Source organism: Microbacterium oleivorans, assembly GCF_013389665.1.
GTDB lineage: Bacteria > Actinomycetota > Actinomycetes > Actinomycetales > Microbacteriaceae > Microbacterium > Microbacterium oleivorans_C.
Genome location: NZ_CP058316.1, coordinates 1,208,027 through 1,231,340 on the forward strand (window position 1 = coordinate 1,208,027; position 23,314 = coordinate 1,231,340).

Sequence of the window (23,314 nt, forward strand, 5' to 3'; positions counted from 1 at the left end):
GCGGGGCCTGCGGCGCGGTCAGGCCGTGGGCGCGGTGGGGGTCGGGAAAGCGGGGGCGGCGAGGTCGAGCTCGCCGGTGGCGATGCGGCGGACGACGTCGATGAGCAGGCGCCGCTCGACCGGCTTGATGCGGTCGTGGAGCGCGGACTCGTCGTCGTCGCTGCGGATGGGCACGCGCTCCTGCGCGAGGATCGGGCCGGTGTCGACGCCGGCATCGACGACGATGACGCTCGCGCCGGTCTCGGATGCCCCGGCGGCCAGCGCGTCGCGCACGCCGTGCGCCCCGGGGAACTCGGGCAGGTACGCCGGGTGGGTGTTGATGATGCGGGGGGCCCAGGCGTCGACGACCGCCGCGGGAAGCAACCGCATCAACCCGCTCAGGACGATGAGGTCGGGTCGCCAGGCGGCGAGCTGTCGTGCGAGCTCCTCACCCCATTCCTCGCGGGTGGCGAACTCGCGGAACGGGACGGCGAACGTGGGGATGTTGTAGGCGTCCGCGTGAGCGAGCCCGTCGGCGGGGCGATCGGCCCCGACGACCGCGACGCGAGCGGGGAATCCGGGCTCGGCGGCGGCATCCAGCAGAGCCCGCAGATTCGAGCCGCCGCCGGAGATGAGGACCGCGACCGTCAGCACCGTCCTACTCTATCGGGGCGGCGTCCGCGCCCCGAGCCTGCCCGGAGGCGTCGACGCCGTCCGGCTCCGCAGCGCCGGACGGCTCGCGGCGCGAGGTGCGCGGACCCAGCAGCGCGATCGCGGCGCCCAGACCGATCTCCACCGCGAAGGCGAGCCCGACGGCGCCGGCGGGAGGTCCGATCTGAGTGAGCCGGTCGGGGCCGAGCGCCCCGGACGCGAGCGTCGCCAGACCACCGGCGACGAGGCCGCCGACGACGACCATCGCACCCAGCGCGACCAGTCGGGGCGCGACGGGCTCGGCGGCGGCGCGCGAGGCGGGCTCGGGAAGACGGCGGCGAGCGGCGAGCCCGCCGACGAAGCCGGCGGCCACGAACAGCAGGGCCAGAAGCAGGGCGATCGAGGGCGTCGACGGCGGGATCGCCCCCAGCACGGGGATCCCCGGGAGGACGCCGAGCTGGGTGCCGGATGCGGCCACCGTCGCACCCGCGCCGAGGGTGAAGCCCGGCCCGGCGGCGAACGAGCCCGCCCAGATGACGAGCGTCGGCAGATAGGCGAGCTGGCCGAGCGTGATGGCGGTGGCTCCGACCGCGTCGGCGTTCGCGGCCTGGAAGAGGGTGACGATCTCGCCGCCGCGAGCGAGCACGGCGACGCCGACCAGCAGGGCGCCCACGGCGACGAAACCGAGGACCGCGATGGCGACACCGCGGCCGGCAGCCGACACCGCACTCGCATATCCCCCGCGATCGAGCCGCACGAAGACGGCGTCGACCGGTCCGTCGTCGCCGTCGCGCCAGGCTCGGACGACGGCGCCGAGGAGGGCGGGAACCCCGAACACCAGGGTCGGGAAGAGCACGGCCTGCCACGCCTCGACGCTCGCGAACGGCGTCGTCGCGGTGGCCACGAGCACGCCCGAGAGCGCGGCCACGGTGGCAGCACCCGCCGCGACACCGGTGAAGCCGGCCCCCGCGGCGGCCGCTCGCCCGCCGGAACGCGCCGCGAACAGGGCGATGAACACCGCGACGGCGAGCGGGGCGAGTGACACCGGGATCGCGAGGGCATCCGCGGCGATGCCGGTGGCGACGGTGTACTCCTGCGGGAGCACGACGGTGACGGGCACGAGGTTGCCGAACTGCCACAGGCGCACGGCGGCCGGCCACAGCGATGCCCAGTCCGCTCCGCCCGCGAAGGCGGCTGCCCACAGCACGGTGAGCGGCGCTAGTGCGGCGACAACGCCGACGGCCACCGCGACGAGGGCGTCGAAGGCGGAGAGGAGGGCGACGAGCAGGCGATTCATGCCTGATCGACCCTACCCAGCGAGTCTGTGCGTGTCGGACCGGACGCGCGCGGGGCACTAGCGTCGTCTCGGAGGATTTTGTGAACACTACGCAGGAACGCGCACCCCACGGCGCCATCGACCGCTTCTTCGACATCAGCCGCCGCGGCTCGACGGTCGGAACCGAGGTGCGCGGCGGCCTCGTCACCTTCGTGACGATGGCCTACATCGTGATCCTGAACCCGATCATCCTCTCGGGCAAGCCCGACGTCGACGGCACGACGCTGGACTTCGCCGCCGTCAGCGCGGCCACCGCGCTGACGGCCGGTGTCATGACGATCCTCTTCGGCCTCATCACCCGGCTGCCCTTCGCCTTCGCCGCGGGGCTGGGCATCAACGCGTTCGTCGCCTTCGGCGTCGTGGGCGAGGTCACCTGGGCCGAGGCCATGGCGCTGGTCATGATCAACGGCGTCATCATCGTGCTCCTCGCGGCCACCGGCCTGCGCAAGATGATCTTCGACGCCGTCCCTGTGCAGCTCAAGCTGGCCATCACCGTCGCGATCGGCCTCTTCATCGCCTTCATCGGCTTCGTGAACTCCGGCTTCGTCACCGCCACGGGCGAAGCCTCTCCCCCCGTCGGGCTCGGGACGGGGGGCTCGATCGCCTCGGTGCCGACGCTCATGTTCGTGATCACCCTGCTGCTGACCGGCATCCTGGTCGCCCGCAAGGTCAAGGGCGGCATGCTCATCGGCATCGTCACCGGGACGCTGCTCTCGATCGTCGTCGAGGCGATCTGGCACCTCGGCGCCGCCACCGACAACCCCGGCGGATGGGGGTTGACCGTGCCCGCGCTCGACGGGTCGCCGGTCGGCATCCCCGACCTGAGCCTGATCGGTGCGGTCGACTTCGGGTTCGATCTCGGCAAGGTCAGCATCGTCACGCTCGTGATGCTCGTCTTCACCCTCGTCTTCTCGAACTTCTTCGACGCGATGGGCACGATGACGGGCCTGGCGAAGGAGGCGGACCTCGCCGACGCCAAGGGCGACTTCCCCCGCATCAAGTCGGCTCTCATCGTGGAGGGGGTGGGCGCGATCGCCGGCGGCGCGACCAGCTCGTCGTCGGCGACGGTGTTCGTCGAGTCGGGTTCGGGCATCGGCGAGGGCGCCCGCACCGGCCTGGCCAACGTCGTGACCGGCCTGGTCTTCCTCCTGGCGATGTTCTTCACCCCGCTGACCTCGATCGTGCCGACCGAGGTCGCCGCCGCTGCTCTGGTCATCGTCGGCGCCATGATGATGTCGCAGATCGCCCACATCGACCTCACCGACTTCCGCGTGCTGCTCCCGGTGTTCCTCACGGCCACCGTCATGCCGCTCACCTACTCGATCGCCAACGGCATCGGCGCCGGGTTCGTGTCGTGGGTGCTCGTGAACGCGCTGTCGGGTCGCGCCAGGCAGGTCAGCCCGCTCCTGTGGGTCGTCGCCGGCGGCTTCGTGGTCTTCTTCGCCCGCGGCCCCCTCGAGACGCTTCTCGGGGCCTGACGCCCCGGTGCGGGGAACAGCGAGGGGGCGGATGCCGCAGCATCCGCCCCCTCGTCTCTCGGTGAAGCGTCAGAGCTTCTCGATGATCTCCCGCATGAGCGCGGCGGTCTCGGACGGCGTCTTGCCGACCTTGACCCCGGCGGCCTCGAGGGCCTCCTTCTTCGCCTGCGCGGTTCCGGCCGAGCCCGAGACGATGGCACCTGCGTGGCCCATCGTCTTGCCCTCGGGCGCGGTGAAGCCGGCGACGTAGCCGACGACCGGCTTCGTGACGTTCGCCTTGATGTACTCGGCCGCGCGCTCCTCGGCGTCGCCGCCGATCTCGCCGATCATGACGATCGCCTTCGTCTCGGGGTCGGCCTCGAACGCCGCGAGGGCGTCGATGTGCGTCGTCCCGATGACGGGGTCGCCGCCGATGCCGATGGCGGTCGAGAAGCCGAGGTCGCGCAGCTCGAACATCATCTGGTAGGTCAGGGTGCCCGACTTCGACACGAGGCCGATCGGGCCCTTGCCGGTGATGTTCGCGGGCGTGATGCCCGCGAGCGCCTCACCGGGGGTGATGATGCCGGGGCAGTTCGGCCCGATGATGCGGGTCGTGTTGCCCTTCGACTTGGCGTAGGCCCAGGCCTCGGCCGACTCGCCGACGGGCACGCCCTCGGTGATGACGACCAGCAGCGGGATCTCGGCGTCGATGGCCTCGACCATGGCGTCCTTCGTGAACGCGGGGGGCACGAACGCGACGGAGACGTCGGCGCCGGTCTTCTCGATCGCCTCGGCGACCGAGCCGAACACGGGCAGCTCGACGGCGTTGCCGTCGGCGTCGGTGTGCGAGACGGTGGTGCCGGCCTTGCGCGCGTTCACGCCGCCGACGATGTTGGTGCCCGCCTTGAGCATCAGCGCGGTGTGCTTGGTGCCCTCACCGCCGGTGATGCCCTGGACGATGACCCTGGAGTCCTTGTTGAGGTAGATAGACATGTCGTTGGTCCTTTTCGCGTCCGGGGCTCAGGCGTTGGCCAGCTCGGCGGCCTTGTCGGCGCCCTCGTCCATACCGGCGGCGAGCGTGACGAGCGGGTGGTTCGCGTCGGCGAGGATCGCACGGCCCTCGTCGACCTGGTTGCCGTCGAGGCGCACGACGAGCGGCTTGGTGGCCGAGTCGCCGAGGATCTCGAGCGCCTTGACGATGCCTTCGGCCACCGCGACGCACGACGTGATGCCGCCGAAGACGTTGACGAAGACGCTCTTGACCTGCTCGTCGCCGAGGATGACGTCGAGTCCCGAGGCCATGACCTGAGCGTTGGCTCCGCCGCCGATGTCGAGGAAGTTGGCGGGCTTGACGCCGCCGTGCTTCTCGCCGGCGTAGGCGACGACGTCGAGCGTCGACATGACCAGGCCCGCACCGTTGCCGATGACGCCGACCTGGCCGTCGAGCTTGACGTAGTTCAGGCCCGACTCCTTGGCCTTGGCCTCGAGCGGGTCCGCCGCGCCCTTGTCCTCGAGCTCCTCGTGCTCGGGGTGACGCACCTCGCTGGCGTTCTCGTCGAGCGAGACCTTGCCGTCGAGGGCGACGATGTCGCCGGCGCCCGTGCGGACGAGGGGGTTCACCTCGACGAGGGTCGCGCCCTCGCCCTTGTAGACGTCGTAGAGCTTGACGAACACGTCCGCGACCTTCTCGACGAGGTCTGCGGGGAAGTTCGCGGCCTGGGCGATCTCGACGGCCTTGGCCTTGTCGATGCCCTGCAGCGGGCCGACCTCGACGCGCGCGAGCGCCTCGGGACGCTCGACGGCGAGCTCTTCGATCTCCATGCCGCCCTCGACCGAGCACAGGCTCAGGTAGGAGCGGTTGGCGCGGTCGAGCAGCACCGAGAAGTAGAACTCCTCGGCGATGTCGGCGCCCTGGGCGATCATGACCCGCTGGACCACGTGGCCCTTGATGTCGAGACCGAGGATGGCCTCGGCTGCCGCGTAGGCCTCGTCGGGGGTCTTGGCGACCTTGACGCCGCCGGCCTTGCCGCGACCTCCGGTCTTGACCTGAGCCTTGACGACCACGACGCCGCCGATCTTCTCGGCCGCCGCCTTCGCCTCCTCAGGGGTGTCGGCGATGATGCCGGCGAGCACCGGCACCTCGTACTTCTCGAACAGGTCTCGGGCCTGGTACTCGTAAAGGTCCACTGCAATCCTTCGCTGGGCGACGGTGGGGTGACGGGCGGGAACAATCTCGATGTCGAGATATCGCCCGATCGGAAAGCCTACTACCCGCACCTGGCGCGCCCGTGCCCGGCCCCCGCCGAAGGGAGGGGGTCCGGGTCAGATCCAGCCGCGCTCGCGGGCGAGGATCGCGGCCTGCTGACGCGTGGCGAGCCCGAGCTTGCCCAGCACCGAGGAGACGTGGTTGCGCACCGTCCCGGCCGACAGGTGCAGGGATGCCGCGATCTCGGCGATCGTCTCGCCGCGGGCCCCGGCGCGCAGCACATCGAGCTCGCGGTCGGTGAGGGGGCTGCGCTCGTCGCTGAGGGCATCGGCGGCGATCTCGGGGTCGACGTAGCGGCGTCCCGCGGCCACCTCGCGGATGACGGCGGCGACGTCGTCCGCGCGGCGCGACTTCGGCACGAAGCCGTCGACGCCGGCGCTCAGCGCACGCCGCAGCACGCCGGGTCGAGCGGGCCGGGTGACGACGACGCAGCGCGCAGGTATGCGCTGACGGATGCGGGCGGCCGCCTCGACCCCGTCGATTCCGGGCATCTCGAGGTCGAGGAGGCAGACGTCGGGTCGCAGTTCGAGCGCCCGCTCGACCGCGCTCTCGCCGTCCCGGCACTCCGCGACGACCTCGAGGTCGTCCTCGAGACGGAGAAGCGCGGCGAGCGCCGAGCGGATCATGTCCTCGTCGTCGGCGATCAGCACCCGGATCATCGCGGCATCCCCTCGCCCGTCGCGGGCCGCGGCGTGGACGCAGGGAGGATCGACACCGCCGGCACGGTCACGACGACATCGAAACGATCGTCGTGACGGCCGGTGCGCAGGTCGCCCCCGACCACCCCGACGCGGTGGGCGATGCTCTCCAGGCCCGAGCCCTCGCCGAGCGCAGAACCCGGACCCCGGTCGTTGGCGAAGCTCAGCCTCCAGTACCCGTCGTCACGGCCCAGCCGCAGCTCCGCCCACGCACCGCCGCCGTGCTTGAGGACGTTGGTCGTGCACTCGCGGATGACGGGACCGAGGATGTCGGCGGGCGCGAGTACGGCGTCGGCGGAGACGTCGAGCCGGACGGTCAGACCCGCCGCACGCAGCAGGTCGGCGGCGTTGGCGAGCTCGTCGGGCAAGGGCACGCCGCGGAAGCGTCCCGCGAGCTCGCGCGTGCCGGTGCGCGCCGCATCGACGGACGCACGCGCCAGACGGATCTGCTCCGCCGCGGCATCCGGATCGCGCGCCAGCATCCGTTCGGCGAGCTCGAGTTGCAGCGCGATCACCTGCAGATGATGGCCCTGCAGATCGTGCAGCTCCCCCGCGAGACGCAGACGTTCCTGCGTCGCGGCGAGACGCGACTCCGTGGCGCGGGCGCGGTTGAGCTCGAGCACCACGTCCCACGACCACAGCGAGAGCGCGATCGTGCCGGGAAGCGCGATGCCGAAGGTCGCGAGCGCGAAGCCCATCGATTCCGCGCCCGGCACCGTCGCGGCGAGCCGCGACCTCTCGGCGAACCAGAGGACGACGAGCGCGATCTCGGCGAGTACCACGCCTCGCCAGCGCACTCCCGGCCCCCAGCGCACGAGGCACAGCACGGTCGCCAGCACCGACCCGGCGAAGAGGAACGACGTGGTCGTGACGCCGATCACGACGGCCCCGAAGATCCCGAGCACCACCGGCCACGACGTGAAGCGACGCAGGCGCGGCACCCGGTCCGCGTCGCTGACATCGCCGTCGCGGCGATATCGGGCGAGCAGGATGATCGTCGTGACCAGGACGGCGACGGCTCCGGCGGCGTACCCCACCGTGAGAAGCGGCTGGTCGAGGCGCCGCGTCACCATGAACACCCACAGGGCCCAGACGGCGAGCGCCGACATCGTGAAGAGGACGATCGAGACGGCGATGTACCACGAGGTGGCCACCACCTCCCGGGCGAGCGTCGCGGGACTCGACGCCGACGGGGTGCGGGATTGGCGGGGGCTCACGTGGCCAGGGTACGACCATGACGTTTGTCATGCCCCGGCCTGCGGAAGCTCCCGATGAGAGGTGACGCTCCGGCACTCCCGCGACCGGGCGGGCGCCGCTGTGATGGAGTCATGTCGAACCGGTTCTCCGACCTCGTTCTCGGCTTCCAGGACCTCGTGGCCCAGATGCCCGACCTGCTCCGCCCCGTCATCGTCGCGCTCGCCGGCGCCGTCCCCTTCATCGAGGGCGAGGGCGCCGCCGCGATCGGAATCGTCGGCGGCATCCACCCGGCCGTCGCCGCCGTCGCCGGCGCGATCGGCAACTTCCTGTGCGTCGCGGTCGTGGTTCTCGTGTCCTCTCGCGTCCGGACCGCCGTCACGACCCGCGGCGGGGCGCCCGAGAAGCCGAAGTCGGCGCGCAGCGAGAAGTTCCAGAAGGCGTACCACCGCTACGGAACCCCCGGGGTGAGCCTTCTCGGTCCGCTTCTGCTCCCGACCCAGTTCACCGCCGCCGCCCTGACCGCCACGGGCGTTCCGCCGCGGACGGTCCTGGCGTGGCAGGGCGCCGCGATCGTGCTGTGGACCACGATCATCACGCTGTTCATCACCGGCGTGCTCTACGTGGCCACCTGAGCGCAACCCCCTGGCCGTATTCAGCGGCCGGCATGCCACGGAATGCAGGATGGGGGGCATGACCGCCCTCGAGTCCCGCCCGTGGCTGTCGGCCTACGCCGACGGCGTCCCCTCCGAGATCGACGAGGTGACCCAGACCCTCACCGAGATGATCTCGGCCAGCGTCGCCGAGCACGGGCAGCGCACGGCCCTGGAATTCTTCGGCTCCGCCACGACCTACCGCCAGCTCGGGGACGACATCGATCGAGCCGCCGAGGGGCTGCGTCGGCTCGGCGTCACCGCCGGCGACCGCGTCGCCATCGTCCTGCCCAACTGTCCGCAGCACGTCGTGGCCTTCTACGCGGCACTGCGCCTGGGGGCGATCGTCGTGGAGCACAACCCGCTCTATACGGCTCGGGAGCTGCGGCACCAGTTCGAAGACCACGGCGCGCGCTTCGCCGTCGTCTGGGACAAGATCGTCGACACGATCGGCGATTTCCCCGAGGACCTCCGGGTCGAGCGGATCGTGAGCGTCGACGTCACCGAGGCGCTGCCGTGGGGCAAGCGGATGCTGCTGCGCCTGCCGGTCGCCAAGGCCCGGGCGTCGAGGCAGCAGCTGACGGCCCGGCCGCGGACCAAAGCGGCCCTGCCGTGGTCGAAGCTGACCGCGGGGCGCCGTATCTCGGATCGGGTCGCCGGCCCGACCCTCGACGACGTCGCGCTGCTGCAGTACACCAGCGGCACGACCGGCATCCCCAAGGGCGCCGTCCTGACCCACCGCAACCTCCGCGCCAACGCGATGCAGGGGCGCGCGTGGGTGCCCGGACTCACCCCGGGCGAGGAGACGTTCTACGGCGTGCTCCCGCTGTTCCACGCGTACGGGATGACGCTGTGCCTGACGTTCGCGATGAGCATCGGGGCCAAGCTCGTGCTGTTCCCGAAGTTCGACGTCGGCCTGATGGCGGATGCGGCGAAGAAGAGCCCGCCGACGTTCCTGCCCGCCGTGCCCCCGATCTACGACCAGCTCGCCCGCGCGGCATCGCGCGGCACGATCGACCTCTCGCGGGTGCGCTTCGCCATCTCCGGCGCGATGAGCCTGCCCGTCGCCACCGTCACCCGCTGGGAGGAGGCCACCGGCGGACTTCTGGTCGAGGGCTACGGCATGACCGAGTCCTCCCCCGTCGCCCTCGGAAACCCGATCGGCCCGTCGCGCCGCCCGAGCACCGTGGGGGTGCCGTTCCCCAGCACCGAGATCCGCGTCGTCGACCCGGACGATCCGACGGTCGATCGTGAGCCGGGCGAGGAGGGCGAGCTGCTGCTGCGCGGACCGCAGGTGTTCTCGGGGTACTGGCGGCGGCCCGAGGAGACGGCGGACGCGCTGCTGCCCGGCGGTTGGCTGCGCACCGGCGACATCGCCGTGGTCGGGGCCGACGGTTTCGTGACGATCGTGGACCGGCTCAAGGAGCTGATCATCACCGGCGGCTTCAACGTCTCGCCGAGCGAGGTCGAGGACACCCTCCACGCCCACCCCGACGTCGAGTCGGCCGCAGTGGTGGCGGCTCCGCGATCCTCGGGCGGCGAGGAGGTCGTCGCCGCGGTCGTGCTGCGCGAGGGAGCCGAGCTCGACGTCGAGGGCCTGCGCGACTTCTGCCGCACCCGCCTCGCGGCGTACAAGGTACCCCGGCGCATCGTCGCGGTGGACGACCTGCCGCGCTCGTTGATCGGCAAGGTGCTGCGCCGCCAGGTGCGCGAGCAGCTGCTCGCCGCGGACTGACCGGGAGCCGGGTCGAGCCCCGGCATCCGGCTCAGCGCAGGCGGCGCAGGCCGGTCGAGGCGGGACCCTCGATGCGGGCGCCCTCTGCGGTGAACCGCGAGGCGTGCAGGGGGCAGTCCCACGTGCACTCGAGGTCGTTCCACTCGAGCACTCCGCCCAGGTGCGGACAGACCGCGCTGACGGCCCGGGTCTCGCCGGCCACGGTCGACACGCCCACCGGGCGTCCGTGATGCTGTGCGACCGTCCCCGCGCCCTCCGCGGGGCGTGCGACCGGCGTCGACCGCGACACCGCCTCGGCCCAGCCACGCGTCGCGACGGCGCCGACCTTCGCGTTCTCCTTCGCACCGCGGGCGAGGTCGGCGGGGACGGTGAGCCGGGTGCCGATGACCTTCATCCATGCCGTGCGCTCCCGCAGCTTCTCGCCGCGCAGCTCGCTGGCGATCCGCAGCGCCGCCGCCGGCGCGTTCGTCAGCCCCCACTTGGCGTAACCGGTCGCGAAGCGCACGCGCCCGAGGGTGCGCGGCATGACCCCGATGAACGGCACGCGGTTGTGCGAGGTGTAGTCCTGTGCCGACCAACGATGGGTCTCGGCGCCCACGGGGAACGTCTCGCGCGCCCACGCGATGAGTTCCTCGAGCATGCCGAGCTCGCTCTCGGTCCGCCCGACCGGGTGTCCCGCCCCGCCGACGATCAGCTGCGGCGCCCCATCGGCTCCCGCGCCGTCTCCGGCCGTCACGGTCCGTACCGACCGGGTCGGGCTGTCGGCCGACAGATACATGCCGTCGGGTACGTCGCCCTCGAGGTCGAACGACACGCACGCCGACCGCATCCCGCTGATCTTCGCGAAGTACAGTCCACGGTCGGTGATGGGGGCGCCCGTGGCCAGCACGATGTTCGCCGCGAACAGCGGGCCCGCGTCGGTCTCGACCCGCGGCCTCGGCACGACGCGCACCCGGCGCACCGCGGTGTGCAGGTGCAGCCGCCCGCCCGCCGCGACGAAGGCGGAGGCCAGTGCCGTCAACAGGCTCATCGGGTCGATCGCGCGCTGACCGTCGAGCGCCACCGCCGCTGCCATGTGCACGGGACCGGCGGCGAGCTCGTCGGCAGTGGCGAGCCGGACGCCGAGCCCCGCCTCGCGGGCGGCCCGATACTCCTCAGTCACCGCCGCCACGCCGTCCGCGCCCTGAGCGTGGGTGATCGCGGTTCGGACGGTCGTCGGCACGCCGAGCTCGTCCGCTGCGTGGGTGACCCACTCGAACCCGTCGCGGTTCGCATCGGCGTACGCGCGCACGAGGGATGCCGGATGGTGACGGCGCAGCGACGACAGGGTCGTGCCCTGCAGCAGCGAGATCTTGCCGGTGTTCGAGCCCGAAGCGAGTTCGCCGATGCTCCCGCGCTCGACGACCGCGACATCCATGCCGGCCCGCACGAGCTCCAGCGCCGTCGCGAGCCCGGTCAGACCCGCCCCGACGATGACCACGTCGTGGCGCCGACCGGGTTCGACGGGCGTTCCCGCGGGCAGGGACACGTCGGATTTCCACAGCGGCGTCATGACGGCATCCAACGCCGTCCCGGGGACGGCGGCAACGCCTTGACACTAGGCTCGGTGCCCATGAGCGAGGCCTCCCGCACCGCCGGTGGCGCCCTTGTGGCCGCAGCCGTCGCCCTGTTCGACGAGCAGGGGTACGAGCGCACCTCGGTCGATGACATCGCCCGAGCCGCCGGTATGTCGCGGTCGACCTTCTTCCGTCAGTACGGCGGCAAGGACGATGTCGTCTTCGCCGACCACGACGTCGCGATCGCCACTCTGCGCGATGTCCTCGCGGCCCACCACGAGAGTCCGTGGCGGGCCGTGTGCGACGCCGTCCTGGCCGCGTTCGACCATTTCGCGGCCGATGTCGGACTGGCGCGCCGCCGATATCGCGTCGTGCGCGGCGTGGCCGCCCTGCGCGACCGCGAGATCGTCACGGTGTTCCGGTACGAGCGCCTGTTCGCCGAGCATCTGCGCGGGCGTCTGCCCGACCTCGACCCGGCGGACGCGGTGGCCTTCAGCGCCGCCGTCACGGCCGTGCACAACCACGTGCTGCGCCGCGTGATCCGCGGTGAGGACGGCGTCACCCGCGCCACCCTCGAGGTCGCCCTCGACGACCTCCTGCACCGCTTCGGCGTGCACCCCGACGGCGAGGAGCCGGCGCACGACGACGTGGTCGTGGCGGTCTTCCCGCGCCGGATGCCGCTCGCCGAGATCACGCGGCGCCTGCGCAACGACCTCTCCTGAGGTGGACGCACGCTGCGGGCCCGAGGCCCTGCGGGGCGTTCCGTGACGCAGAGTGACGACACCGGCAGGCTCCCGCGCCGGTGTGGCTGGCGCACGACGTCCGGTGGCTGGCGAGGATGGAGGTATGGGCATCACCATCCGCGAGCCGAGCGCCGCCGACGCGGGCGGCCTGGCCGACCTGCACGTTCAGACGTGGCGCGAGGCCTACGGCCACCTGCTCCCGGCGGGCTTCTTCACGCCCGAGTTCGTGGAGGGACGGCACCGCATGTGGACGCACGTGCTGGCGGACGCACGAACAGACATGACAGTCCGCGTCGCAGATGCGGAGGGCACCCTCGTCGGATTCGCTTGGGCGGGTCCGACGGTGACGAGCGGCGCTGCCCCGCCGCGTCGGGAGCGCCAGCTGTACGCGATCTACGTGACGGCGGCCCACCACGGGAGCGGCGCGGGTCAATCTCTGCTCGACGCGGTCCTGGGCACCGGGCCGGCCGAGCTCTGGGTCGCGAGGGAGAACCCTCGCGCGATCGCCTTCTACCGTCGCAACGGGTTCGCCTTCGACGGGATCGAGCAGATCGATCCGACCGCTCCGCTCATCACCGACGCGCGGATGGTGCGCTGATCGGCCCCAGGCGTGACACCGAGTTCCATTCGCGGCGATACTGGATGCCATGAGCGATGAAGCCGACCACGACACCGACGTCCTCCCCGGCGAGCGCGTCACCTCATACGAGCTGACGGGCCGCCGCGACACCGACTACTACGGCGCCTTCGCGGACGTTCACGGCGAGGACCGTGCCGCGTGGGACCGCGCCCGCGCGTTCGTCGACGAGGTGGGCGACCGGATGCAGCGGGCCTGGGACACCGCGCAGTATCCCCTCGACCTCGTCCGCCGCATGGGCGAGCTCGACCTGCTGGTCGACGGGATCGAGCACCCGGACCTCACCCGCATCACCCCGCTCGGGGCGGGCCTGGTGACGATGGAGATCTCGCGCGGCGACGGCTCGCTCGGCACCGCTCATGCCGTTCAGGGCGGCCTGGCGCTGCGCACGCTCGCCCTCTTCGGATCCCCCGCCCAGCAGGAGCGCTGGCTGCGGCCCCTCGCGAGCGGCGAGGTGCTCGGCGCCTTCGCGCTCACCGAGCCCGACCACGGCTCGGACTCGGTCTCGCTCGAGACGGTCGCCCGTCGCGACGCTGGCGGCTGGGTGCTGCGCGGAGCGAAGAAGTGGATCGGCAACGGCGCCTCGGGCGGCATCGCCTTCGTCTGGGCCCGCGTCGACGACGAGGGCGACGAGCTCCACGGCGCCGTGCGCTGCTTCCTCGTCGAGCAGGATCGCCCCGGCTATACGGGAACCGTCATCACCGGCAAGGGCTCGCTCCGCGGCATCCATCAGGCCCACATCGCGCTGCGCGACGTGCGTCTTCCGGCGGACGCGGTGCTCGAGCGCACGCGGTCGTTCCGGGATGCCTCGACCGTCCTCTACGCCACCCGTTCCGGAGTCGCGTGGTCAGCGCTCGGTCACGCGACCGCCTGCTACGAGGCAGCGGTGACGTACGCCGGCCGACGCATCCAGTTCGGTCGCCCCCTGGCCCACTCGCAGATGGTGCAGGAGCGGCTGGCCCAGATGCTCGACGAGCTCACCGCGATGCAGCTGTACTGCCGCCGCCTGGCCGACCTCGAGACCGCGGGCGGACTGCGCCCGACCCAGGCCTCCCTGGCGAAGTACCACAACACGCGCGCCGCGCGACGGATCGCGCAGACCGCGCGCGACCTCCTGGGCGGCAACGGCATCCTGCTCGAGAACGGCGTCATGCAGCACATGACCGACATCGAGGCGATCCACACCTACGAGGGCACCGAGAGCGTGCAGGCGCTGCTGCTGGGACGCGACATCACCGGCGTCGGCGCGTTCGCCTGAGCCCGCCGCGGGCGGATGCCGCCGACCCACCGCCCGGATTCGTGCCGGATGTCAGCGCTGGGCGCGGTCGGCGGCGATCGCCTCGTCGATACGGCGCTGCGTGCGGCCTCGACCGCGGACGAGGAGGATCGCGACGAGCCCGAGGACTCCCACGCCGAGGACGACGACCGCGAGCGACGACCACGGCACGGCCGGCGTCGAGAAGCCCGCGGATGCCGCCTCCGGCAGCGGCACCCGGTCGTCGCCGAGCGACACGGGGGTGACGGTGATCTCGCCCGCCGCGAAGAAGAGCGGGGCCAACGGCATCTCGATGCGCTGCGTGGCCGTTCCTCCCGGGAGCACCTCGAACGCCTCTCCCCCGGCCTCGCCGGGCAGCAGCCCCAGGGGACCGGACGCGTCGGCTGCCGCGCTCGCGCCGAACCGGACGTTGCCGGTGTTGGTGACGCGGTACTCCACGCTCAAGGTTCCCGAGGCGAACGGCATCCATGACGGCGTGAAGGTCGCCGTCGCCGCGTCGACGCGCAGCGCGGGCGCGATCTCGCCGGCGACCTGCAGGTGGACGCGCACCCCGACGCGGTGCGTGAGCGTCACCCCGGCGTCCTCGATCGACAGGGCGACCACGATGCCGGCGGGATGGTCGCCGGGCGTGGCGTCGGCGGGAACGGCGATGGTCACGGGCAGCACCCGGGTCTCCCCGGCCGCGAGCGCGAGCGCCCCGCCGTCGAGGCCCTCGACCCGCACCCAGGCCCCGCCCGACGCCGGATCGTCGGTGCGCACGTCGAAGGCGCCGTCGGCGCCCACGACACCGTCGCCGGTCGCGACGGCGAACACGGCGGGTTCGGCTGAGTGATTCGTCACCGCGACGGCATCGCTCACGCTCGCGCCGGGATAGACGACGTGCCGGAGCGACACGCGGCCATCGGGACCCGCGGCGTCCGCCGGGACGACGCCCCACTCGGTGGCGGGAGGCTCGGCGGCCTCGGCAGCCTCAGCCCCCTCGAGCGCCGAGCTCGACACGGGCGCGGCGACGGTCGATGTGGCGGCGGCCGCGGGGGGAAGGACGGCGGCGTGGCCGACGAGGAGCGCCGTGAGAACGGCGAAAGCGCCGGCCGCGGGCAGCGCGGCGCGACGGGAACGGAAGCGGGGCATGGGGGGATCTCCGGATCGGGGTGGTGGGGGCGGGCACACCGGCCCGCCCCCACCGATGCGTCAGTCCTGCGCGAACAGGGTGAGGGTGATCTCGCTGCCGTAGCGACCCCCGGCGGCCTCGGCCGGGATCGACAGGTCGAGGTCGGCGCCGACGACCGTCGCGCCCAGGCGCGAGGTCCGGTCGGCCGCGGCGAGCGTCGCGGGAGCCTCGAGCGTCGCGCGGCCACCCGCGGCGGCGCCCGACTCCGAGCGCACGATGCGCGGCGTCCAGGCGAGGTTCTTCGCTGCGAGCGCGCGGTTGCCGGCCGCGAAGTCGGATGCCGACCCGGCCAGGGTCCAGCCGCGGCCCTGCGCGCGGACCTCGTTGCGCGTGTCGGCGACGGTCACCAGCGGCAGCGTCGCGTCGAGGTTCGCTCCGGAGCCGTCGAACGACACCCGCTCGCCGTCACCGGCGACGCTCAGGCTCAGCGCACCGTCGGCGTGCTGCCCCGCGACCGTGGCCTCGAGCGCGACGGCATCCGCCGAGCTGCGCTCGCCGTGTCCGAGGAAGTCGAAGATCGTCTCACCGACCGCGGTGTTGTCGAGGTAGGCGCCGCGCACGAGGTCCCACTGGTCTGCGCGCGCGTCGAGGACGTCGGCTCCCGCACCCCTGGCGAACAGCGGCACGAGGGCGTTGGTGTGGCCGCCCGAGTGCCAGGTGAGGTCGGGCAGCTGTCCCGCGGCGCCGGTCATGGGCGTCCAGCCCGCCTCGGGTCCCGCACCGGCACCGGCGAGGTAGCCGGTCTCGTGGTCGGCGGTCACCACGACGAGGGTCTCGTCCCAGGAGCTGTTCTGCTCGACCCACTGCTCGACGGCCTCGACGGCGTCGTTGAAGTCGATCTGCTCCTCGATCAGGCGCGTGGTCTGGTTGGCGTGACCGGCCCAGTCGACCGCACCGCCCTCGATCATGAGGAAGAAGCCTTCCTCGCCCTGGTCGAGCACGTTCAACGCGCCGCGGGCGAGCGTGTCGAGGTCGGCGACGTCGTTGGCCGGGTCGGTACCGGGCAGCACGTCGTCGTCGGCCAGGCCCGGACGGTTGTACTGCAGTGTCTCGGCGACCTGGGCGAGCCCGAACACCTTCTCGGGCACGTCCGTGCCCGCAGCCAGCGCCTCGAAGTCGGCCCGATCCTCGACGAAGGCGTAGTCGGTGCCGCCGGTCGAGACCCGCTCGTAGTCCTGCTGGGAGATCCAGGTCCAGTCGGCCGGCCGGGGCTCGTGCGCGTCGGTGTAGAGGGGGTGTCCCCCGCCCATCAGCACGTCCACCCCGCTGTCGATCATCTCCGTCGCCAGGCCCCGGTAGTCGTTGCGGTCGGCGTTGTGGGCGATGAAGCCCGTGGGGGTGGCGTGGTTGAACGGCACCGACGTGACGAGCCCGACCTTCTTACCGACGGCCTGGGCCTGCTCGCCGACGGTGAGCAGGCGGTCGCCGCCGGGGGTGAGCCCGAGCACACCGTTGTTCGTCTTCACGCCCGTGCCGAGCGCTGTACCGGCGGCGGCGGAGTCGGTGGCGCCCGAGGCGACCCAGGCGAAATCGCCCCAGGCCTGCTCGGTGACGTACTCGGCGCGTCCCGAGGCGGAGTGGTGCGACTGCCCCACCTGGACGGGCCACTGCTCGTACCCTTGACCGGGTGTCGACGGTGCATGCGAGACGGCACCGGTGGCCGGGTCGACGGACACCTGGTGCGCGCTCGTGCCGCTCTCGTAGAGGTTCGCGGCATCGAACTGGTTGTAGCCGGCGCCATCCGAGATCAGCAGGATGATGTTCTTCGGCGTCGAGGGCGCCGCCTCGTCGGTCGCGGTCGCGGCCACGGCGGGCAGGGCTGCCGCCACGAGTCCGGCGGCGACGCCGGTGGCCGTGAGGGTGCGGAGGCGCGGGTGCGCTCTGCGGTGCATGGAGGTTCCTCTTTCGTATCGCGGGGGACGATCGGATGCCGCTGACAGCGGCCACCCCACGCTCGCCGCCGCGGATGACCGAGGACCGACGCCGCCGTGACCCGCGGGTGAACAACGGTCGCCGCGCGCGTGACCGGCCGGCGGGCGCGTGCATGCGCCACCCCGACCGCGAGCGCAACCCCCGCCCGCAGGCGGGCCGGTCCGCTAGCGTCGGAGCATGACCCTGTTCCGCCGGAGCCCCGCGCCCCAGACCGCGGTGGCCGACGCCATCGACCGCAGCACCGAACGACCTCCGGCGAGCCTGTGGGCCGACGGCTTCGGACGCCTCGCGATCCGCGCCGTGCAGGTGATCATCCTGGTCATCATCGCGATCGGCATCGTCTACGTGCTGCGCCAGGTGTCGGTGGTCGCGATCCCGCTGATCCTCGCCCTCATCTTCGCGTGCGCGTTCGCTCCGGCGATGAACGCGATGCGGCGGCGCGGCGTGCCCTCGCTGGTTGCGACGATCCTGACACTGCTCACGATCGTGGTGCTGCTGACGGGTCTGTCGTGGCTCATCGTGTGGGCGGTCCGCGATCAGTGGGACGACCTGTACTCGCAGGCAGAGAGGGGCTTCCAGCAGCTGATCGCTTGGGCGCAGACGCTGCCGTTCTCGATCGACCAGGATCAGATCGACGAATGGCTCGATGCGCTCGGCGACTTCGTCACCAGCGCGCAGTTCGGCTCGGGCGCCATCGCGGGCGTCAGCGCCGTGGCGACCTTCATCACCGGCGCCGTGCTGCTCGTGGTCATCCTGTTCTTCTTCCTCAAAGATGGACCGCGCATGTGGGAGTTCCTCCTGCGCCCCTTCCGCGGCTCGAACGAGGACCGTGCCCGCCGCGTCGGCGACAAGACCGTCGTCGTGCTCGGCTCGTACATCCGGGGCACCGCCGCGGTGGCCGCGGTCGACGCGATCGGCATCTACATCTTCCTGCTCATCCTGCACGTGCCACTGGCGATCCCCCTCGCGGTGCTGGTGTTCCTCCTCGCCTTCATCCCCATCGTGGGTGCCACCCTCGCCGGCATCCTGGCGGCCCTCGTGGCGCTCGTGGCCAACGGCCCGGTCAACGCGCTCTTCGTCGTCGGCGCGGTGGTCCTGGTCAATCAGCTCGAGGGCAACTTCCTGCAGCCGGTGCTCATGGGCCGCACGATGAAGCTCCACTCGTTCGTCGTGCTGGTCGCCCTCGCCGCCGGCACCGCGATCGGCGGCATTCTCGGCACGCTGCTCGCCGTGCCGATCACGGCCGTGGTGTGGGGCATCATCCAGGTGTGGGACGGGCCCGATCTGCCGGCCCGCTGGGCTCGCCCCAAGCACAAGCCCCTTTCCTGAAGGGCGTCCTCGCGAGAAGGATCGGCTCATGGTCTACGACATCCCCGCGCCGATGCTCGCGAAGTCGGTTCCCGCGGTCCCCGACCCCGACCTCACCGACTGCGGGCTCTCGTTCGAGCCCAAGTGGGACGGTTTCCGCGCGATCGTGGCGTGGGACGGCAGCGACGTGGTCATCGGCAGCCGGGGATCGAAGCCGCTGACGCGGTATTTCCCCGAGCTCGTCGATGCGTTCTCGCGGCTGCTGCCCGAGCCCTGCCTGCTCGACGGCGAGATCGTCGTGGCTCGCGACGACGGCGACGGGCGCCGCCTGCAGTGGGAGGCGCTGTCGCAGCGCATCCACCCGGCGGCATCCCGCGTCGCGCTCCTGAGCGAGCAGACGCCGGCGATGTTCATCGCCTTCGACCTCCTCGCCCGCGGCGAGCGCGACCTGCTGGCCGAGCCGTTCGCCGTGCGGCGCGCCGAGCTGGTCGACCTGCTGCGCGCCGTGCCCGATCCGATCCACGTCACCCGCGCCACCGACGATGTCGAGACCGCGCGCCGCTGGCTCGCGGAGTTCGAGGGTGCGGGGCTGGACGGCGTCGTCGCCAAGCCGCTCGCGGCGCCCTACGCGCCCGGCAAGCGCGCGATGTACAAGATCAAGCACGCTCGCACCGCCGACGTCGTGGCGATCGGGTACCGCATCCACAAGTCCGGCTCGGGGGTGGGCTCGCTCCTCGTCGGGCTCTTCGACGAGGACGGCGACCTGCACGGGGTCGGCGGGGTGGCCGCCTGGAGCGACAAGCGTCGGCTCGACCTCGTCGACGAGCTCCAGCCCCTCGTCGAACGCGATGCCGACGGCGCCGCCATCACCGGAGAGTCCGACCGCTCGCGGTTCGCCGCATCGAAGGACGTCTCGTTCGTGCGGCTGCGCCCGGAGCGCGTCCTCGAGGTGCGCTACGACCAGCTCGAAGGCCGCCGATTCCGGCACACCGTCCAGTTCGAACGGTGGCGGCCCGACCGCGACGCGCGATCCTGCACCTTCGATCAGCTCGAGACGGTCGTGGCCTACGACCTGGCCGACGTGCTCGACTGAGTCGCCGCCTGTCACCGGGCGTTCACGCCGTGGACATCGGGTGTTGCCGGGTCCTGCCTAGCGTGCGGGAGTCGCCCAGGGGCGCGGCTCGTGCTGCGTCGCTCGGGTGCGGCATCCCTCCCCCACCCGAAGGACACGCATGCCCTCCGCAGCCCCCCGTCGCCGTCCGGCGCGACGACACGCCCTCGCCCCCGCAGCCGCCCTCGGCGCGCTCACCGCCGCGAGCCTCGCCCTCGGATGCGCGCTCCCCGCTGCCGCGGCGGGCGACGACCTCCTCGCCGACGACGCGATCGCGCCCCACCCCGCCGCCTACGGCACCTTCGTCGAGACCTACCTCGCCAACAGCTCCGACAACGGCACCCCCACGACGAACCCGGCCATCGGCGTGCTGTCGGGAATGCTCGAGCTCTGGCAGCCCGGGGCGAGCTGGGACTCCGGACGGGCGACCCCTGTCGGCGCGGCCGTGCTGGAGGCCAACATCGCCCACAACGTCCGGGTCGCCCAGACCCGCACCGACGCCGACGAGGCGGCGGCGTGGATCTTCGACCGCCGCCACCAGAGCTACAGCGCCCTCGACGGCCTCGGCTCGGCCGCCCCCGCGTTCCGCGCGGCGATGAACGCCGGCACCACCATCCCGGCCGAGGTCCCCGCCGACGCCACCTCCGTGCGCTACGACGATGCGGGCAACGGCAACGGCGCGTGGGCCGACCGCGATGCGCCCCTCGGAGCAGTGGTCGAGCTGGTCGACACGGTGCGCGGCCCGTCGGCCTCCTCCAACCCGTCGAAGAACTTCTACAGCTACAAGCGTCCGTTCCGCTGGGTCGACGACGCGCTCATCGTTCCCGCGCTGCTGCCGGTGCGCAAGCCCGACACCGAGGCCGAGAGCGACGGGGGGTTCCCCAGCGGTCACACCAACGCGGCCTACCTGGCCTCGCTGGCCCTCGCCGACGCGGCACCGCAGTACCAGTCGCAGCTGATCGCGAACGCGGCGGAGATCGGCGACAGCCGGATCGTCGCGGGGATGCACTCCCCGCTCGACGTCATCGGGGGCCGCATCCTCGCCACGGCGCTCACGGCCGCGAGCCTGAACGACCCGGCCAACGCCGCGCTCCGCGCGAGCGCCGCTGCCGAGGCCCAGGAGCTCCTGGCCACCCTGCCCCCGGCGGACGGCGCCGCCGACGACTACGACCTGCTCGCCGCGCAGTACCTCGACCGCATGACCTACGGTTTGCCCGCGACCGGTGACACGACCCTGCCCGCGCGTGTCCCCGCCGGCGCCGAGGTGCTCATCGAGCACCGGCTGCCCTACCTCGACCAGCAGCAGCTGCGGTGGGTGCTGCACTCGACGGCCGTCGCCTCGGGGCACGCCGTGCTCGACGACGCCGAGGGCTGGGGCCGGCTCAACCTCTTCGAGGCCTCGAACGGATTCGGCGCGTTCGACACCGACCTGACGGTGACGATGGATGCCGCCGCCGGCGGCGCATCGGCCGCCGACGAGTGGCGCAACGACATCGACGGCGCCGGGTCGCTGACCAAGGACGGCACCGGCGTGCTCACACTCTCGGGTGAGAACACCTACACCGGGGGCACGGTCATCGCAGCCGGCGCCGTCGTCGCCGGCTCCCCGGGCGCGCTCGGCACCGGCGACGTGACGCTGGCTGCGGGGCGGATGGCGGAGACCACCGACGGCCTCGTGGTCGGCGGCGACTACCGGCAGGCCGGGGAGGCCGCGCTGGAGCTCGCTCCCTCGGGCGGTCAGCCGGCCCTCAGCGTCGCGGGCGAGGCGACCCTCGACGGCACGCTGCGCGTCGACCTCGCCGGCGCGACGCCCGCCGCCACCCACCGCCTCATCGCCTACGGCTCGGTCACCGCTGGATCGGCCTTCGACGCCGTCGAGATCACCGGGGCGCCCGCCGGGTTCGACGGTGAGCTCGACTACCGCACCGACGGGGTCTACCTCGTTCCGGTGGTCACGGCTCCCGGCGAGACCCCCGACGGGGAAGGACCGGGGGCTCCGACGACCCCGGCGGTTCCGGACGTCCCCGGCGACGGCGCCCGGCCGGACGCGGACACCGCCGGCGGCCCCGGCGGCGCGCAGGCGGGAGAGGCCGTTGCCACCGGACCCACCGGCGAGCGCATCGCCCGTACCGGTGGCGACGGCGCGCCGACCGGCGCGCTCATCGGCGGCATCCTGCTCGTGTCGGCGGGCGCGCTCGTGCTGGTCTCGCGCCGCAAGCGTCCCGTCCAGCACTGACGGTCCACGCCCGGATACGCCCGGCCGATCCTCCCACCCGCACCCGATGCGGGTGGGAGGATCGAACCATGCGGGATGACCAGAGCGACCCGGTGCCCGACGGCACCGCCGAGCTGCACCTCGAACCGGTCCGGTTCATCGCCCGCACCGACGCCGTGCTCCGCCTGGGGATGCTCATGCTGGGAGCCGGCGCGTCCTCCGCACGGGTGCGCGACACGATGGACCGCACCGCACGGGCTCTCGGTCTCGAGCGCCTGGAGTCGCGCGTGGGAATGACCGACATCGTCATCACCGCGCAGCGGGGGCAGCTGTTCCGCACGCGCGTGGCCGAGGTGCGGCATCCGGTGGTCAACTCCGAGCGCATCGCGGAGGTCATGCACCTGTCTCACCGCGTCGCCGACGGCGTCACCGCCGACGAGCTGCAGCGCGAGCTCGACCGCATCGAACGGATGCCGCCGCGCTACCCCACCGCGGTGCGGGTGCTCGCCGCCGCCGCGGCGTGCACGGCTTTCGCCTTCCTCAACAACGGCGGGTGGGCCGAATGCCTGAGCGTGGCGCTGGCGGTCGCGCTGGGCCAGTATGTGCGCATCCGCGGGGCCCGGCTGCAGGTGAACGAGTTCCTCCTCGTCTTCCTCTCGGCCGCCACGGCCCTGCTGACCTTCCTCGGGGCCTCGCACCTCATCGAATCCATCGGCGCCCCCTCTCCGCAGTACGGCGCAGCGCTCACGAGCGCGGTGCTCTATCTCGTACCGGGTTTCCCGCTGGTCACCGGCGCCCTCGATCTGGCCCGCCTCGACCTCAACGCGGGGGTCAACCGCGTCGTCTACGCCGGTCTCGTGCTGCTGTCGACCGGATGCGCCGTCTGGGCGGTGGCGGCGATCTTCCAGACCAGCGCCGTGGCCGTCGCGACCCCCGGACTCGGCGAGCCGTTCCTCTCGCTCGGGCGGCTCGTCGCGGGATTCGTGGGGGTGATGGGTTTCGCGCTGCTCTTCTCGACGCCGTGGCGCACCGCCCTCGCCGCGGCCGCGATCGGCGCCGTCGCCAACGTCGGGCGCCTGCTGATGATCGACAACGGCGCGATGCAGCCGGTGGCGGCCGCGGCGGCCGGTGTCGCCGTCGGCTTCGGGGCGTTCGCCGTCTCGCGCTTCGTCCGCTCGCCGCGCATCACCCTCACGGTGCCGGCGGTCCTCATCATGGTTCCCGGCGCATCGGCGTACCGCGCGATCGTCGCCACGATCGAGTCGGACACCCTGAGCGCCGTGCAATACGGCGTGACGGCCGTGTTCGTCGTCGTCGCCCTCGCCGTGGGGCTCACCGTCGCCCGCGTCGTGACCGAACGCGAGTGGCTGCGCCCGTCGGCGAACTGACGACGACG

19 protein-coding genes are annotated in these 23,314 nt (G+C 72.4%); 10 read left to right on the forward strand and 9 right to left on the reverse strand.

Annotated features, from left to right (window positions below; genetic code table 11):
- Positions 1–18: 18 nt before the first annotated feature.
- Complete coding sequence (gene purN / locus HW566_RS05895) at positions 19–633, reverse strand: phosphoribosylglycinamide formyltransferase (RefSeq protein ID WP_178011220.1); 615 nt, start codon at positions 631–633, stop codon at positions 19–21.
- A 4-nt stretch (positions 634–637) separates the two neighbouring features.
- A complete protein-coding gene (locus tag HW566_RS05900) occupies positions 638–1,927 on the reverse strand; it encodes a cell division protein PerM (RefSeq protein WP_178011221.1) in 1,290 nt (429 codons plus the stop codon).
- Positions 1,928–2,007: 80 nt separating this feature from the next.
- Here HW566_RS05900 and HW566_RS05905 point away from each other — a divergent pair, with 80 nt between their 5' ends.
- The gene (locus HW566_RS05905; RefSeq protein WP_178011223.1) at positions 2,008–3,444 is read left to right on the forward strand and encodes an NCS2 family permease; all 1,437 of its coding nucleotides are present in this window, start codon (positions 2,008–2,010) and stop codon (positions 3,442–3,444) included.
- Positions 3,445–3,513: 69 nt separating this feature from the next.
- Here HW566_RS05905 and sucD read toward each other — a convergent pair whose 3' ends face one another.
- From sucD to HW566_RS05925, 4 genes are all read right to left on the reverse strand, one after another.
- The gene (gene sucD, locus HW566_RS05910; RefSeq protein ID WP_178011225.1) at positions 3,514–4,416 is read right to left on the reverse strand and encodes a succinate--CoA ligase subunit alpha; all 903 of its coding nucleotides are present in this window, start codon (positions 4,414–4,416) and stop codon (positions 3,514–3,516) included.
- A gap of 27 nt (positions 4,417–4,443) precedes the next feature.
- Entirely contained in the window at positions 4,444–5,610 is a 1,167-nt protein-coding gene (sucC, locus tag HW566_RS05915; RefSeq protein WP_178011227.1) for an ADP-forming succinate--CoA ligase subunit beta, read from the reverse strand.
- A gap of 135 nt (positions 5,611–5,745) precedes the next feature.
- Positions 5,746–6,348, reverse strand: coding sequence for a response regulator transcription factor (locus HW566_RS05920; protein WP_178011229.1), 603 nt, complete (start codon positions 6,346–6,348; stop codon positions 5,746–5,748).
- Positions 6,345–7,604: a sensor histidine kinase gene (locus HW566_RS05925; protein WP_256728887.1), complete on the reverse strand. Its 1,260-nt coding sequence runs from the start codon at positions 7,602–7,604 to the stop codon at positions 6,345–6,347. The genes HW566_RS05920 and HW566_RS05925 overlap by 4 nt, the downstream gene beginning before the upstream one ends.
- Positions 7,605–7,715: 111 nt before the next feature.
- On the opposite strand from HW566_RS05925, the gene HW566_RS05930 reads away from it, so the two are divergent.
- Together HW566_RS05930 and HW566_RS05935 are read left to right on the forward strand one after the other, a co-directional pair.
- Entirely contained in the window at positions 7,716–8,216 is a 501-nt protein-coding gene (locus tag HW566_RS05930; RefSeq protein ID WP_178011231.1) for a small multidrug efflux protein, read from the forward strand.
- A gap of 58 nt (positions 8,217–8,274) precedes the next feature.
- Complete coding sequence (locus HW566_RS05935; protein WP_178011233.1) at positions 8,275–9,969, forward strand: long-chain-fatty-acid--CoA ligase; 1,695 nt, start codon at positions 8,275–8,277, stop codon at positions 9,967–9,969.
- Positions 9,970–10,000: 31 nt separating this feature from the next.
- On the opposite strand, the gene HW566_RS05940 is transcribed toward HW566_RS05935, so the two are convergent.
- On the reverse strand, positions 10,001–11,521 hold the full coding sequence (locus HW566_RS05940) for an FAD-dependent oxidoreductase (RefSeq protein ID WP_178011234.1): 1,521 nt from the start codon (positions 11,519–11,521) through the stop codon (positions 10,001–10,003).
- A 60-nt stretch (positions 11,522–11,581) separates the two neighbouring features.
- On the opposite strand from HW566_RS05940, the gene HW566_RS05945 reads away from it, so the two are divergent.
- From HW566_RS05945 to HW566_RS05955, 3 genes are all read left to right on the forward strand, one after another.
- Entirely contained in the window at positions 11,582–12,247 is a 666-nt protein-coding gene (locus tag HW566_RS05945; protein WP_178011236.1) for a TetR/AcrR family transcriptional regulator, read from the forward strand.
- A 124-nt stretch (positions 12,248–12,371) separates the two neighbouring features.
- On the forward strand, positions 12,372–12,866 hold the full coding sequence (locus HW566_RS05950) for a GNAT family N-acetyltransferase (protein WP_178011238.1): 495 nt from the start codon (positions 12,372–12,374) through the stop codon (positions 12,864–12,866).
- Between the two features lie 49 nt (positions 12,867–12,915).
- The gene (locus tag HW566_RS05955) at positions 12,916–14,163 is read left to right on the forward strand and encodes an acyl-CoA dehydrogenase family protein (protein WP_178011240.1); all 1,248 of its coding nucleotides are present in this window, start codon (positions 12,916–12,918) and stop codon (positions 14,161–14,163) included.
- Between the two features lie 51 nt (positions 14,164–14,214).
- Here the strand turns inward: HW566_RS05955 and HW566_RS05960 are convergent, their stop codons facing one another.
- Both HW566_RS05960 and HW566_RS05965 read right to left on the reverse strand, forming a co-directional pair.
- Complete coding sequence (locus tag HW566_RS05960; protein WP_178011242.1) at positions 14,215–15,312, reverse strand: COG1470 family protein; 1,098 nt, start codon at positions 15,310–15,312, stop codon at positions 14,215–14,217.
- A 60-nt stretch (positions 15,313–15,372) separates the two neighbouring features.
- A complete protein-coding gene (locus tag HW566_RS05965) occupies positions 15,373–17,244 on the reverse strand; it encodes an alkaline phosphatase (protein WP_178011244.1) in 1,872 nt (623 codons plus the stop codon).
- A 217-nt stretch (positions 17,245–17,461) separates the two neighbouring features.
- Here HW566_RS05965 and HW566_RS05970 point away from each other — a divergent pair, with 217 nt between their 5' ends.
- The 4 genes from HW566_RS05970 to HW566_RS05985 all read left to right on the forward strand — a co-directional run bounded on the left by HW566_RS05970 (position 17,462) and on the right by HW566_RS05985 (position 23,306).
- A complete protein-coding gene (locus tag HW566_RS05970; RefSeq protein WP_178011246.1) occupies positions 17,462–18,613 on the forward strand; it encodes an AI-2E family transporter in 1,152 nt (383 codons plus the stop codon).
- A gap of 28 nt (positions 18,614–18,641) precedes the next feature.
- Positions 18,642–19,685 carry an ATP-dependent DNA ligase gene (locus HW566_RS05975; protein ID WP_178011248.1) on the forward strand — a complete coding sequence of 348 codons (1,044 nt, stop codon included), beginning with the start codon at positions 18,642–18,644 and terminating at the stop codon, positions 19,683–19,685.
- A 139-nt stretch (positions 19,686–19,824) separates the two neighbouring features.
- Positions 19,825–21,939, forward strand: coding sequence for a phosphatase PAP2 family protein (locus tag HW566_RS05980; protein WP_256728888.1), 2,115 nt, complete (start codon positions 19,825–19,827; stop codon positions 21,937–21,939).
- Positions 21,940–22,007: 68 nt separating this feature from the next.
- A complete protein-coding gene (locus HW566_RS05985; RefSeq protein ID WP_178011250.1) occupies positions 22,008–23,306 on the forward strand; it encodes a threonine/serine ThrE exporter family protein in 1,299 nt (432 codons plus the stop codon).
- The last annotated feature ends 8 nt before the right edge of the window (positions 23,307–23,314 follow it).

Excerpts from the sequence above, each read along its gene's own strand:
- HW566_RS05940 (WP_178011234.1), bottom strand. The coding sequence starts at position 11,521 with ATGACGCCGCTGTGGAAATCCGACGTGTCCCTGCCCGCGGGAACGCCC.
- HW566_RS05965 (WP_178011244.1), bottom strand. The coding sequence starts at position 17,244 with ATGCACCGCAGAGCGCACCCGCGCCTCCGCACCCTCACGGCCACCGGC.
- HW566_RS05945 (WP_178011236.1), top strand. The coding sequence starts at position 11,582 with ATGAGCGAGGCCTCCCGCACCGCCGGTGGCGCCCTTGTGGCCGCAGCC.
- HW566_RS05900 (WP_178011221.1), bottom strand. The coding sequence starts at position 1,927 with ATGAATCGCCTGCTCGTCGCCCTCCTCTCCGCCTTCGACGCCCTCGTC.
- sucD (WP_178011225.1), bottom strand. The coding sequence starts at position 4,416 with ATGTCTATCTACCTCAACAAGGACTCCAGGGTCATCGTCCAGGGCATC.
- HW566_RS05960 (WP_178011242.1), bottom strand. The coding sequence starts at position 15,312 with ATGCCCCGCTTCCGTTCCCGTCGCGCCGCGCTGCCCGCGGCCGGCGCT.
- HW566_RS05930 (WP_178011231.1), top strand. The coding sequence starts at position 7,716 with ATGTCGAACCGGTTCTCCGACCTCGTTCTCGGCTTCCAGGACCTCGTG.
- HW566_RS05985 (WP_178011250.1), top strand. The coding sequence starts at position 22,008 with ATGCGGGATGACCAGAGCGACCCGGTGCCCGACGGCACCGCCGAGCTG.
- HW566_RS05980 (WP_256728888.1), top strand. The coding sequence starts at position 19,825 with ATGCCCTCCGCAGCCCCCCGTCGCCGTCCGGCGCGACGACACGCCCTC.
- HW566_RS05950 (WP_178011238.1), top strand. The coding sequence starts at position 12,372 with ATGGGCATCACCATCCGCGAGCCGAGCGCCGCCGACGCGGGCGGCCTG.
- HW566_RS05920 (WP_178011229.1), bottom strand. The coding sequence starts at position 6,348 with ATGATCCGGGTGCTGATCGCCGACGACGAGGACATGATCCGCTCGGCG.
- HW566_RS05970 (WP_178011246.1), top strand. The coding sequence starts at position 17,462 with ATGACCCTGTTCCGCCGGAGCCCCGCGCCCCAGACCGCGGTGGCCGAC.
- HW566_RS05955 (WP_178011240.1), top strand. The coding sequence starts at position 12,916 with ATGAGCGATGAAGCCGACCACGACACCGACGTCCTCCCCGGCGAGCGC.
- HW566_RS05975 (WP_178011248.1), top strand. The coding sequence starts at position 18,642 with ATGGTCTACGACATCCCCGCGCCGATGCTCGCGAAGTCGGTTCCCGCG.
- HW566_RS05935 (WP_178011233.1), top strand. The coding sequence starts at position 8,275 with ATGACCGCCCTCGAGTCCCGCCCGTGGCTGTCGGCCTACGCCGACGGC.